Origin of the sequence: Mycobacterium sp. 4858, assembly GCF_900240975.1 — a bacterium.
Classification (GTDB): Bacteria; Actinomycetota; Actinomycetes; order Mycobacteriales; family Mycobacteriaceae; genus Mycobacterium.
The window spans coordinates 3218696-3231565 of the sequence record NZ_LT968776.1 but is presented as its reverse complement, the minus strand read 5'-3'; the positions used below and the strand labels follow the sequence as shown (position 1 = coordinate 3231565).

Here is a 12870-nt window from a genome sequence, read left to right as displayed (position 1 = left end):
CCACGCTCCAACCCTGAAGACCCAGAAAAGGATTCACTCGGCGTGCTGCGCCTCGCACGCGAAGCTGCCAGGATTCGCTTTTCAGCGAGGACATCGACACCGCCGAACCCTCGAGCTGCCGGGCGCCGACCTCTCCCGTGACGCACTCCAAACCCAGGTTCTCCCTCAACAAGTCGATGAATCTACTTGTGCCCATTGCTATCTGGTGCAGCACAAACGCCGATTGGCCAGCAACATCCATGCCCAACCCATATGCACCGATTGCGACCAACCACCACCCTCACACCCAGGGGCCTCACCGAAACGCCGCTGACGTCCGCACTACTTCGAGCCAAGCCGGGACCTGTCGCGCCGGCGATATCCCCGACCGCATGCCCTCCCGCCGTTCCACGATGGTGCGCGCGGCGCTGGCCAAGATCAGCGCCGATCTTTTCGCCGATCCTGGCCGGTAACAGGCGACGCATGACGGTCAAAGTGGGCGCCACTCACGGCGACAGCTCATGGCTTGATCCCATAACCCTCGCCATCGTCGGCCAGGTAGGTGACCACATACCACCGTCGATGCGGCTCCACGCTGTTGTCGTACTCCTCGGTCGCGGTCGCCCGCTCGAGCCGAACGTCCGTCAGTCCCGGATTGTGCACGCGGACATAGTCTTCGAGCTCGGCGAGCAACGCGTCGCCCGTCAGTGTCGTATCCGCGAGCGCCTTCGCCTCGCGCTTGGCCCAACTCACGCGTTACATCTTGCCCCGGCCAATGCGGCCGGCGGCCGACCCGTGGGGTTAGGTTGCCATCCGACCGTCGAGCACAATGCCCAACCGAACGGCGCCGCCCCTGCGGTGCACGCCCTCGATACGGACCTCGATGTCTGGCCGCCGCGGCTTGCTGGCGGTCGACGTGGCCGGGTTGTCGAAGGTGATCATCGGCGATCTCCTCTCTCGCTAGGCCCCCGCTCTATTCAGGGTGCGACACGTATACCGACTATTGGGGGTGCGACACGATCACGATTAGGGCAAGACGGTGTGCATCAGCATCACGTCGTACGCCGACCACAGCGACAGGTTGAAGTACAGGTCGCGCCCCGACGACCACGGGTGGATCATCGGCGCGTAGATGCCACCCGGCATCGAGAACGACGACACCAGCGGTTGCTCCGGGCTCCACGGCCCCTGCGGGGTCGGGGCGGTGCGTGCCACCACGTCGTTGCTGCCGCCGTTGGTGTAAAGCACCAGATACTGCTTGAGGTAGTTGTTGTACTGGGCCGACATCTCGCCCACCGGCCCCGGGAAAATCGGTGTGGCCGCACCCGGATTGTTCGGGACCCAGCGGCCGCCCTCGTCGCCGTTCCAGTACTGGTACTTGGTGAGGTCCGGCAGCTGACCCGGGGGCACGCGCGACAGGAAGGCCGCGCCACCGCGTCCCGATGGGGTCCCGAACTGGTAAAGGTAACCGTCGTTGCCCTTCATGAACGCACCCATCTGGAAGTTCTCGTTACCGGGGGTGAACCCGGCTCCCGGGATGGCGTCCGCCGACGCGGTCCGGATCGAGGTGGGAAAGATCCCCCAGTTCTGGCCGTTGTCGTTGGACCGCGCGATCGCCGAGTAGTTCGTGCTCCATTCGCCGTCGCGGCCCCACTGCCGGATGGACATGTAGCTCATGTACTGCGTCCGGCCGATGGCGATGCCGGCGGTGGGAATGATCCCGGTCTCGTGGGCAGCCTTGTGGATGGTGTTGACGACCTGCTTGGACAGGCTCGGCGCCCACACCGGTGAACCCGAGTACCGGTCGTTGGGGACGCCTTCGGCGATGTGGATGCCGTGCGACAGATCATGGTCCGAGCTGCGGAAGAGTGTGTTGTAGCGCCACTGCTGGCCCTTGACCTTGCAGTAGCCGAAGGTGTCACCGAAGGCCATCAGCACCTGGCGGTTCGCCGGATCCCCGTTGTCCCAGGCGATTCCGAGGTCGGTACCGGAGATGCTGAACCGCTGCAGAGTCTTGTTCGGGCCGTCGGGCCCGGTCACCCAGTCGACCAGCGACGTCGGCGCCCCCGCGATCGAGGGGGGCGGCGCCGGCGCGGGTTGCGGCGGCGGGACCGGGGCCGCGTTCGGCTGCAACTGACCGGCGTTCGGCGGCTGTGCGAGGCCGGGGGCCGGCGGATTGGGACCGGGCGGTAACACCTCCGCCTGCGGCCTCATCGGGGCGACCTGCCGAGGGATCGCCGGCTTGAGGAACGACGAGATCAGCGGGCCCAGTTTGGGCAGCGGCGCCTGGTCGTTGGCGTGGCTGGGTCTGCGCCCGGTGGGCGGCTGGACGACCGGCTGGGGCGCGGGCATCGCCGGCGGCGCGGCGGGTGGGTCGACGTTCGCTTCCGGCGCGCCGCATGGGGTGGCATTGGCCGACGGTGCGGGACCGACCACGTAGACGAGTCCGACAGCGGCCGCCGACGCCATCGATAGCGACACACTTCGAAGAATCGCCGACATGTAACACCTTTCGAGCGGCGGGACACCGCATTGACGTCCGCAGTTGGCTCATGTGACGATAGTGATCAGCGCGGCAGTTGTGACTAGTGATGCGACGATAGGTACGCATCCGTGACCGTGTCGCAACGCAGCCCGCCCCCGGTCATCACCCGCCCGATCGCAGTGACCGCGCAGGCGCGTGCCTGACCGCCACGGAGCATCTCGCCGAACACCGTGCGATGGGCCCCTGGGGCCAGGTACGCTCCCATCCGCCAGCACACCCGTCATCGCCGTCGGCTAGCGCTGCGGCCAACCCCGGCAAACACGGCCCGGCTGCCCGGGTGCGCGGCCCGCCAAGGAGGGCGACCGATGACTGTGCGTAATGATCTGCGCGGCAAGCTGATCCAAAGCCCAGCGTATCTTCGCCGCGTGGTCGCCGCGTCCATGGCGGGCACGGTGGTGGAATGGTACGAATTCTTCCTCTACGGCACCGCCGCCACCCTGGTCTTCAGCAAAGTGTTCTTCCCCCGGGGCGGCAACGAGCTCGACGCGATCCTGGCCGCCTTCGTGACCTATGCGGTGGGCTTCGCCGCCCGCCCCCTCGGCGGCATCGTCTTCGGCCAGTTCGGCGACCGGTACGGCCGAAAAAAACTGCTGCAGCTCAGCCTGCTGCTGGTCGGCGTCTCCACGTTCGCGATGGGCTGCCTGCCCACCTTCGCCCAGATCGGCTACTGGGCCCCGGCGTTGCTGGTGGTGCTGCGCTTCCTGCAGGGCTTCGCCGTCGGCGGCGAGTGGGGCGGGGCGATCCTGCTGGTCGCCGAGCACAGCCCGAAGTCCCACCGCGGGTTCTGGGCCAGCTGGCCGCAGGCCGGCGTCCCCGGCGGGAACATGCTCGCCACCGTGGTGCTGCTGGTGCTCACCTCGACGCTCTCGGATGCGGCGTTCCTGGGCTGGGGCTGGCGCGTGGGGTTCTGGCTGTCCGCGGTCGTGGTCCTGATCGGTTACTACATCCGCACCAAGGTGACCGACGCGCCGATCTTCTACGAAGCGCAGCGTCAGGACGACCGCATCAACGCCAGCCGCCTCGGAGTTATCGAGGTGCTAAAGCGCTATCCGCGTGGCGTTTTCACCGCCATGGGCATGCGCCTCGGCGAGAACACCATGTACTACCTCGTCGTCACCTTCTCCATCACCTATCTGAAGGTCCACGTGCACGCCGACACCAAGACGATCCTGTGGTGGCTGCTGGCCGCGCACGCCGTCCACTTCGCCGTCATCCCGCTGGCCGGCAGCCTCAGCGATCGATTGGGCAGGCGGCCAATCTATTTCATCGGCGCGCTCTGCGCGTGCACCTGGGGCTTCTTCGCGTTCCCGATGATGAACAGCGGACGCAACGCCGTCATCATGTCGGCGATCGTCATCGGTCTGGTCTTTCACGGCCTGATGTACGCGGTCCAGCCGGCGGCCATGGCCGAGATGTTCCCCACCCGCATGCGGTATTCGGGGGTTTCCCTCGGTTACCAGGTCACCTCGATCTTGGCCGGTTCGCTGGCGCCGATCATCGCGGTTCGCCTGCTCGAGACCTACCGGTCCGCGGTGCCCATCGCGTGGTACCTGGCCGCAACCGCCGCGGTGAGCGCCCTGGCCGTCCTCGCCGCCGCCGAGACCAAGGGCATCGACTTGGCCGCCCTCGACTCCGCCGACGCCCGCAGACAACGGACCGATGCGGCGCTCCGATCGGACGGCAGCGAGCTCGTCGAGGGCGCCATCTGAACCCGTGTGCGACGCCGTCACGCGTAACCCGCATGTTTGTCCGCCGCGGTACGGGGCAATGTTCCATGAGAGGCGCACGCGTCGGCCGGCCTTCGCGTTCGCCTAGGTCCCGTCGGTTCAGCCCGAGAGCCGACGGGGCCGCCCTCATTTTGCGGGCCCTCCTTAACCATGACCCGCTCGCGGATACGACCCAACGACGAGGCCGTCCAGGAGTAGCCTGCGGCGTATGGATGGCTCAGCCGGCATCTGGATCCTGGGCGGCCGCCAAACCGATTTCGCCCGCAACCTCACCAGAGAGGGCCGCGACTTCGCCGCCCTGACCGCCGAGATCGTCGAGGCCACGCTGGCCTCGGCCAAGATCAACGCCGCCGACATCGAAGTGGTCCACGTGGCGAACGCCTTCGGTGAGATGTTCGCCCGCCAGGGTCACCTCGGGGCGATGCCCGCGACGGTCTGCCCCGATCTCTGGGACACCCCGGCCTCCCGGCACGAGGCCGCGTGCGCGTCGGGCAGCGTCGCCGCCCTGTCCGCGATGGCCGATCTGCGGTCCGGTGCCTATGACACCGCGCTGGTGGTGGGCATCGAGCTCGAGAAGACCGTGCCCGGTGACACCGCGGCGCAACACCTGGGAGCGGCAGCGTGGACGGGTCACGAGGGGGCCGACGCGCGGTACGTGTGGCCGTCGATGTTCGCCACGGTCGCCGACGAATACGACCGACGCTACGGCTTGGACGACGCACATCTGCGCGCCATTGCGCAGCTGAACTTCGCGAACGCCCGGCGTAACCCCAACGCTCAGACCCGGGCATGGACGGTCCCGGACCCCATCACGGACGACGACACCACCAACCCCGTCACCGAGGGCCGGTTGCGGCGCTTTGACTGCAGCCAAATGACCGACGGTGCCGCAGGATTGGTGTTGGTCGGGGATGCCTATCTGCGCGATCACCCGGATGCGCGCCCGATCGGCCGCATCGAGGGTTGGGGGCACCGGACGGTGGGGCTGGGCCTGCGGCAGAAGCTGGACCGAGCCGCGGACGACCCCTACATCCTTCCGCACGTGCGGGCCGCGGTGCACGATGCGTTGCGGCGCGCCCGGCTGACGCTCGACCACGTCGACGGCTACGAGGTGCACGACTGTTTCACGCCCAGCGAGTACCTGGCCATCGACCACATCGGGTTGACCGGCCCCGGTGAGTCCTGGAAGGCCATCGAAAACGGCGAGATCGAGCTCGGCGGCCGGCTCCCCATCAATCCCAGCGGCGGCCTCATCGGCGGCGGCCACCCGGTCGGGGCCTCCGGCGTGCGCATGCTGCTCGACGCGGCCAAACAGGTCAGTGGCGCGGCCGGCGAGTATCAGGTCGACGGGGCGAGGACGTTCGGCACCCTCAATTTCGGCGGCAGCACCGCCACCACCGTGAGTTTCGTTGTCGCCACGGCGGAAGGCGCGCGACATGGACGTTGAGCTCGTCGGCAAGTTCTTGTCCACACTGCCCGAAGACGACGACCACCCCTACCGCACCGGGCCGTGGCGTCCCCAGACCACCGAGTGGAACGCCGACGACCTCACCGCCGTGGAAGGGCAGATCCCGCACGACCTGGATGGCATCTACCTGCGGAACACCGAAAATCCGCTGCACCCCGCCCTGAAGACGTATCACCCCTTCGACGGCGACGGCATGCTGCACATCGTCGGATTCCGCGATGGAAAAGCCTTCTATCGCAACCGCTTTGTGCGCACCGACGGCTTCCTGGCGGAGAACGAGGCCGGTGAGCCACTCTGGCCGGGGCTGGCCGAGCCCGTGCAGTTGGCCAAGCGCAAGGACGGCTGGGGCGCTCGCACCCTGATGAAGGACGCGTCGAGCACCGACGTCATCGTGCACCGGGGCGTCGCGCTGACCAGCTTCTACCAGTGCGGCGACCTCTACCGCGTCAATCCGTGGTCGGGTGAAACCCTGGGCAAGGAGACCTGGAACGGGCGCTTCCCCACCGAGTGGGGTGTGTCCGCGCACCCGAAGGTGGACAGCAGAACCGGTGAACTGCTGTTCTTCAATTACAGCAAGCGCGACCCGTACATGCGCTACGGCGTGGTCGACGAGAACGGCGAGCTCGTCCACTACGTCGACATCCCCCTGCCCGGGCCGCGGCTGCCGCACGACATGGCATTCACCGAGAACTATGTGATTCTCAACGACTTTCCGTTGTTCTGGGACCCCGTCCTGCTCGAGCAGGACGTGCACCTGCCGGGCTTTCACCCCGACCTGCCGTCGCGTTTCGCGGTCCTGCCCCGCCGCGGCGGAACCGGGGACATCCGATGGTTCGAGGCGGACCCCACGTTCGTGTTGCACTTCGTCAACGCCTACGAGGACGGTGACGAGATCGTGCTCGACGGCTTCTTCGAGGGCGACCCTTCGCCGATTGACCACGGTGGCACCAAGTGGGACAAGCTGTTCCGGTTCCTGGCGCTGGATCGGCTGCAATCCCGGCTGCACCGGTGGCGTTTCAACCTGGCCACCGGCGCCGTGCGCGAGGAGCGGCTGTCGGAGTCGGTCACCGAGTTCGGGACCATCAACCCCGACTACGCCGCAAGCGACTACCGCTACGCCTATGCCGCCACGGGCAAACCGGGCTGGTTCCTTTTCGACGGGCTGGTCAAACACGATCTGCGCACCGGTAGCCAACAGGAATTCTCCTTCGGCGACGGCGTCTACGGCAGCGAGACGGCGATGGCGCCGCGGCGCGGTGCCACCGGCGAGGACGACGGCTACCTGATCACCTTGACCACCGACATGAATACCGACGCCTCGTATTGCGTGGTTCTCGACGCCGCGCGCGTGGCCGACGGCCCGGTATGCAGAATTCAACTGCCGGAGCGCATTTCCAGCGGCACCCATGCGACGTGGGCGCCCGGCGAGCAGCTCCGGCGCTGGGACACCGCGGAGTCGGCGGCGACCGCGGTCGGGCTGTGATGGACGTCCACAAGCCCCGCCGGACCACGCACTGGCCGATGCAGCTGGCGTCGATCGGCGGCATTCGCTTCGCGCGCCGGTCGTCGAACTTCCAAGAGGCGGTGCGGTTTTACCGCGAGCTGGTGGGGTTGCCGCTCTACGAGACGTTCGGCGACAGCTACGGCAGCAACGGCGCGATCTTCGGCCTGCCCAGCTGGAACCTGACCCTGGAGATCGTGGAATCCGTCGAGCCCGTCGCGGTGGACCCCCACGAACAGCTGTGCCTGTACTTCCCCGACCGGCAGGCGCAGCAGGCGGCGATCGTCCGCCTGCAAGCGGCGGGCATCGAACCGGTCGAACAGCATCCGTACTGGGAGGCGACGGGCGCGATCACCTACCGCGACCCCGACGGCCGCGAAATCGTGTTCGCCCCGTTCGTGTTCGGCGTCAACGAGCCCGCCGACAGCTCCGCGTCGGGGACACACGAGTTCCCGTCGCCGTAGAGACCTCAGCGACCGGACCGACCGGAAGCCAGCGCCGCGACGACGGCGGCGATCGAACACACCACCGCACAGACCGCCGCGATCGCGGCGACGTAGAGGCCGTATTGGGCCGACACCGGCGGATTGACGTTGAGCTTGTAGTACCACACCGTCAGGGCGACGATGAGCAAGGAAATCACCAGCGCCGCAACCGAAGCGAGCCGCACCGCCAGGCCGCGACCCACCATCGCCCCGGTCACCAGCAGCGCCGAGGACAACAGCACGATGAGCTGGCCGGCGCCGAACCCCCGCGGAAGTTCCAAGTTGCCGTGAGCGCCCCCGATGCCGCTGGCCCAGCCCCCGCCGTTGACCGCCGTCGTCAGCCAGGGCAGCCACGCGCTGGCCGAGATCACCAGCGCGAAAAGCGCCACCAGCCAACCAGGGCGCAGCCGGCGAGTCATGTCAGCGAGATTAGCCGACCGGGGACCGGCCCCGTGGGCGTCACGCTAGCGTGGCGCTGCTCGGTCAGCGGTGGCCGCCGCCGGAACCGTTCATGCCGGGGTCGGGCCGAGTGAACACCGTGACGAAGTTCTGCAGCGACGTGTCGATGTCGCCCCGCAGCGCGGCGGCGACGATCATGCCGATCGGCCCGAACAGTGCCGGGCCACCGAGGTGGACGTCGAAGCTGACGACGGAGCCCTCCTCGGCGGGCTGAACTTTGGCCATGAGTTTGACCTTGACGCCACCGACGCCGTCGCCGTTGAGCGTCATGCCCTCCGGTGGCTTGTACCGAACGACCGTCCACCTGATCCGGTTGTACATGCCCTTGACTTCGACGATCGACTCCACGACCGTGCCCTTGTCGATGTCGTCGGGCAGTGTGCTGCGCCACACCCGGTGAATGGTGAGCCAGTCCTTATACCGGGACAGATCCGAGGCATGCTTCCAGGCCACCTCGGGTGGCAGCGGGACGTCAATGGATCCGGAGAGTTTCGCCATGAGCTCAGTTCTGGTTGTCGCCTTTTGCCGCTTGTTCGGCCGCCTTCTTGGCCTCTTCTTGCACTTTGTGGATGGTGTCGGAGTACTTGCCCTGCGTCTTGTCGTCGACGAATTCGCCGGCCTTGTCGATCGCCGTCTCGACCTTGTCGGCGTTCTGCGACAACAGCTCTTTGGCCTTGTCCAGGAATCCCATGTACCCGTCCTTTCCCCGCCGAAATCCTACTTGCCCGGTGGAACCGCACACGCGGGCGATCGGGCGGTCAGCGCCACAACCGCGGGTGCACGCCCAGGATCCGGGCCCGCATCCACCACATCGCCTCGACGGCGGCGGCGCCCAGCACGCCGATCCCCGCGGCTGTCGACGTCACCACGACATTGGAGGGATCGAGCAGGAACGCCTTGCGGGCCAGCGGGAGGCTGAAGATCACCACGTAGGCCAGGCCGGAGCCGATGACCAGCGCGACCCGCCACCACTGGTAGGGCCGCGCCACCACCGCGAGCACCCACAGCGCCGTCATCAGCAGCGTGATCAGGGCCGCGGTCGACGCCTGCTCCTGTTCCTGAAACGTCGCGTGCCGGCCGTGATAGGCCACCAGGTAGGAGGCGAACGTCGCGGCGCCGACGATCAGCCCGGACGGCAACGCCGAAGTGAGCACCCGCCGCACGAACCCGGGATTGGCGCGTTCGTTGTTGGGGGCCAGCGACAGGATGAACGCCGGGATTCCGATGGTGAACCACGCGGCGATGGTGACGTGGATGGGCTGGAACGGGTACAGCAGGGGGTCGGCCTTGAGCGGCCCGGCGAACAGGCATTCGATGCCCACCAGCAGCGCCAGCAGGACCGAGTAGACGGTCTTGGTCAAGAACAGGTTGGCCACCCGCTCGATATTGCCGATCACCCGCCGGCCCTCGCCGACGACATACGGCAGGGTGGCAAACCGGTTGTCCAGCAACACGATCTGCGCGACGGCGCGCGATGCCGGGCTGCCGGCTCCCATCGCGACGCCGATGTCGGCATCCTTGAGGGCCAGCACGTCGTTGACGCCGTCGCCGGTCATCGCGACGGTGTGCCCATGCGATTGCAGGGCGTGCACCATCGCCCGCTTCTGGTCGGGCCGCACGCGCCCGAAGGTGGTGTGCGTGTCCAGCGCGTCGGCCAGTTGCGCGGGCCCGGACGGTAGCCGGCGCGCGTCCATGGTTTCACCGCGCAGCCCGAGTTGGTCGGCGACGGCCGCGACGGACACCGCGTTGTCGCCGGAGATCACCTTGACGGAAACCCCTTGTTCGGCAAAGTAATCCAGCGTTTCCGCGGCGTCAGGACGCACCCTTTGCTCGAGGACCACCAGCGCGACGGGGGTGACGCGGCCCGGGGCGTCCGGGTGGTTGACGGCCACGTCGCCGGTGCCCACGAGCAGCACCCGCAGACCTTGCGCGCCGATCCGCTCGGCGCGTTCGGCCGCGGCCGACGCCGGGTCGAGCAGCACATCCGGCGCCCCGATCACCCAGTTGCCGTGGCCGGAGTAGGACACCCCGCTCCACTTGGTGGCCGACTTGAACGGCGCGGTCGCCGTGGCGATCCAATCCGGCGGCCGGCGATAAGTCTCGGCGATCGCCTGCATGCTCGCGTTGGGGCGCGGGTCGGCGGCGGCCAGTGCCGCCAGCGCGTCGTCGACGCTGTGCCGCCGTGCCGCTTCGAGTTCCTCGACGCCCGCGACGCGCATGCCGTTCTCGGTGAGCGTGCCCGTCTTGTCCGCGCAGACCACGTCGACCCGCGCGAGTCCCTCGATGGCGGGCAGCTCCTGCACCAGGCACCGGCGCTGGCCGAGCCGGATAACCCCGACGGCGAAGGCGACCGACGTCAACAGCACCAGGCCCTCGGGCACCATCGGCACCAGCGCACCCACCGCCCGCAGCACGGACTGCCGCCAGCCCACGTGGGTGGTGAACAACTGCGTGTAGATCGTCAGCAGTCCGGCCGGCACCAGCAGGTAGGTGATGAACTGCAGGATCCGGTTGATGCCGTTGCGCAGTTCGGATTTGACCAGCGTGAACTTGCTGGCCTCCTCGGCGAGCCTGGCGGCATAGGCCTCCGGTCCCACCTTCGTGGCACGGTAGGCGCCCGTGCCGGCGACGACGAAGCTGCCCGACATCACCGCGTCGCCGACGGCCTTGGTGATGGGGTCGGCCTCGCCGGTCAGCAACGACTCGTCGACCTCCAGGTTGGCCTCTTCGAGGACCTGACCGTCGACGACCACCTGGTCGCCCGGTCCGAGTTCGATGATGTCGTCGAGCACCACCTCGGCGGGCAGCAAGGTGCGGGTCCCGGATTGCCTGCGCACCAGAGGCTTTGCCTGTCCGACGATGGCTAGCGCGTCCAGCGTCTTTTTGGCCCGGATCTCCTGGACCATGCCGACGACGCTGTTGGCCACGATCAGCAGGCCGAACATGCCGTTGATCAGCGAGCCGGTCGCCACCACGATCAGCAGCAACACCCCCAGGATCGCGTTGATGCGGGTGAAGACGTTGGCCCGCACGATGTCCGGAATGCTGCGGGTGGCACGCTCCCGGACGGCGTTGCTCTTGCCTTCAGTGACCCGCTGCGCGACCTCGGCATCGGTCAGGCCCGCGATCATCGGGTGAACGTTCCCAGCTTGTCGGAGTCGTAGTACTCAAGGTTCAGTGTCGGCCCCGCAAATGTTGCCTTGGAAACCGTTCCCGGCGGCGCGTTTTCGTCGGTCAGGGCAAAGGTGAAGGTGTCGCCGTCCCAGTGCGTCAGGGCGACCGTCCGGTTCTTCGGACCCATCGCCAGCTGCAGCGCGCCGTCGTGTTCGGTCACCACGGCGGGTCCCCAGTAATCGTTCCCATAGACCCCGGCATAGTCGACGAGCGGCCTGGGCGGGGCGGGCCGGGCCGGCGGCTGCTTGCCGACCAGCGAGCCCTCGGGATTGTTGAGCCAGCCGATCGCCTTCTGGTACAGGGCCGCCCAATCCTCGCGGATCTGGCCGTACACGACGAGATCCATGAATTCGGCGGTGAGCGTTTCCGGGATGCCGTAGGGCGCGCCGTTCGTCAGCGCGATGATGCCCAGGTTCTCCGCGGGCATGACCACGAAGTTCGTTGCGGCGCCCAGGTCGAAGGCGCCGGAGTGGCTGTATTGGGTGCGCCCCGAGGAATCGACCGACGCGTTGAAGCCGTATCCGTAGAACCCCGAGCGCGCGTTGGGCGCTTTCGCGGGCGCCGAAACGATCTGCGGGCTGGTGGCGGCCAGCAGGGCTTCCGGTGAGGTGATCCGCCGGCCGTCGTATGTTCCGTTGCCCAGCAACATCATCAGCCAGCGGGCCATGTCGTTGACCGAGGAGCTCACCCCGCCGGCAGGCGACTGCGGGTCCGGGTCCCGCTGAAACCGGGCCTCCCACCTGCCCGCGATCTTGATGTGGTTGACCGCGTGGTTGGGCCGTGCGATGAAATCGGCGAAGCGCGAACTGGTCGACGCCATGCCCAGGGGGCGGTAGAGCGCCTCGTCAGACAGGTCCTCCCACGACTTGCCCGCCGCGGCGGCCACCGCCTCGGCGGCGGCGGTCACGCCATAGTTGGGGTAGGCGTAGCTGATCCGAAAGGGGGCGAGCGGCAGGTACTTCAGCCGTTCGAGGGTCTGCCGACGGTCGTAGCCCAGGTCTTCAAGCTTGTCACCGGCGTGGTCGGGCAGCCCGGAACGATGCGAATACAGGTCTCCGAGGGTCACGTGGCTGGTGACGTACGGATCGCTCAGCGTCAGCCACGGCAACTTGGCCGCCACCGGGGTGTCCCATGCGACGGCGCCGTCGCTCACTTCATGCGCGACCACCGTCGAGCCGACCGATTTGGACACCGACGCCAGCTGGAAGACGGTGTCGGCGTCCACCTTGTTGTCCTGTCCCTGCCCTTTGCTCGCGTCCTTGATGCCGAAACCCTTGGCGTACAGCACCTTTCCACCGTGGACAACGGCCACCGCCATTCCCGGGACGCCGGTGCTCTTCATCAGGTCACCGACCAGGCCGTCGAGCTTGGCCACCGCCTGATCGATGCGCCCGGCGGGGATCCCCACACCGGACACCTCGTTGGGCGGTGCGTCAGAGAGCGCGGGCGGGCTGGATACCGGTTGCGCGGGCCCACATCCGGTCATGCCGAGCAGCACGGTGACAGCGGCGGCGGCCGCGCGTTTCGTCATG

13 protein-coding genes are annotated in these 12870 nt (G+C 67.7%); 5 read left to right on the top strand and 8 right to left on the bottom strand.

Annotated features, from left to right (window positions below; all coding sequences use genetic code 11):
- Nucleotides 1–13: 13 nt before the first annotated feature.
- Nucleotides 14–313 carry a DUF4193 family protein gene (locus tag C1737_RS23980; RefSeq protein WP_102419643.1) on the top strand — a complete coding sequence of 100 codons (300 nt, stop codon included), beginning with the start codon at nt 14–16 and terminating at the stop codon, nt 311–313.
- 185 nt (nt 314–498) lie between these two features.
- On the opposite strand, the gene C1737_RS23975 is transcribed toward C1737_RS23980, so the two are convergent.
- The 3 genes from C1737_RS23975 to C1737_RS23970 form a co-directional block, all read right to left on the bottom strand.
- Nucleotides 499–732, bottom strand: a complete 234-nt coding sequence (locus C1737_RS23975; RefSeq protein WP_068055090.1) for a hypothetical protein — start codon at nt 730–732, stop codon at nt 499–501.
- Between the two features lie 48 nt (nt 733–780).
- On the bottom strand, nt 781–921 hold the full coding sequence (locus C1737_RS26785; protein ID WP_156751819.1) for a hypothetical protein: 141 nt from the start codon (nt 919–921) through the stop codon (nt 781–783).
- Between the two features lie 84 nt (nt 922–1005).
- Complete coding sequence (locus tag C1737_RS23970; protein WP_102419642.1) at nt 1006–2481, bottom strand: DUF4185 domain-containing protein; 1476 nt, start codon at nt 2479–2481, stop codon at nt 1006–1008.
- A 348-nt stretch (nt 2482–2829) separates the two neighbouring features.
- Between C1737_RS23970 and C1737_RS23965 the strand changes: the two genes are divergently transcribed.
- The 4 genes from C1737_RS23965 to C1737_RS23950 all read left to right on the top strand — a co-directional run bounded on the left by C1737_RS23965 (nt 2830) and on the right by C1737_RS23950 (nt 7684).
- Complete coding sequence (locus tag C1737_RS23965) at nt 2830–4233, top strand: MFS transporter (RefSeq protein ID WP_102419641.1); 1404 nt, start codon at nt 2830–2832, stop codon at nt 4231–4233.
- A 226-nt stretch (nt 4234–4459) separates the two neighbouring features.
- A complete protein-coding gene (locus C1737_RS23960; protein WP_102419640.1) occupies nt 4460–5698 on the top strand; it encodes an acetyl-CoA acetyltransferase in 1239 nt (412 codons plus the stop codon).
- A complete protein-coding gene (locus C1737_RS23955; protein ID WP_102419639.1) occupies nt 5688–7202 on the top strand; it encodes a carotenoid oxygenase family protein in 1515 nt (504 codons plus the stop codon). Before C1737_RS23960 ends, C1737_RS23955 begins: the two co-directional genes overlap by 11 nt.
- Nucleotides 7202–7684, top strand: coding sequence for a VOC family protein (locus C1737_RS23950; RefSeq protein ID WP_067926053.1), 483 nt, complete (start codon nt 7202–7204; stop codon nt 7682–7684). Before C1737_RS23955 ends, C1737_RS23950 begins: the two co-directional genes overlap by 1 nt.
- A 5-nt stretch (nt 7685–7689) precedes the next feature.
- Here C1737_RS23950 and C1737_RS23945 read toward each other — a convergent pair whose 3' ends face one another.
- The 5 genes from C1737_RS23945 to C1737_RS23925 all read right to left on the bottom strand — a co-directional run bounded on the left by C1737_RS23945 (nt 7690) and on the right by C1737_RS23925 (nt 12869).
- Nucleotides 7690–8124: a hypothetical protein gene (locus tag C1737_RS23945; protein ID WP_102419638.1), complete on the bottom strand. Its 435-nt coding sequence runs from the start codon at nt 8122–8124 to the stop codon at nt 7690–7692.
- Between the two features lie 64 nt (nt 8125–8188).
- The gene (locus tag C1737_RS23940; protein ID WP_067926058.1) at nt 8189–8662 is read right to left on the bottom strand and encodes an SRPBCC family protein; all 474 of its coding nucleotides are present in this window, start codon (nt 8660–8662) and stop codon (nt 8189–8191) included.
- 4 nt (nt 8663–8666) lie between these two features.
- A complete protein-coding gene (locus C1737_RS23935) occupies nt 8667–8855 on the bottom strand; it encodes an antitoxin (RefSeq protein ID WP_067926061.1) in 189 nt (62 codons plus the stop codon).
- 67 nt (nt 8856–8922) lie between these two features.
- A complete protein-coding gene (locus C1737_RS23930; protein ID WP_102419637.1) occupies nt 8923–11295 on the bottom strand; it encodes a cation-translocating P-type ATPase in 2373 nt (790 codons plus the stop codon).
- Nucleotides 11292–12869 carry a serine hydrolase gene (locus tag C1737_RS23925; RefSeq protein ID WP_102419636.1) on the bottom strand — a complete coding sequence of 526 codons (1578 nt, stop codon included), beginning with the start codon at nt 12867–12869 and terminating at the stop codon, nt 11292–11294. The genes C1737_RS23930 and C1737_RS23925 overlap by 4 nt, the downstream gene beginning before the upstream one ends.
- Between the last annotated feature and the right edge of the window lies 1 nt (nt 12870).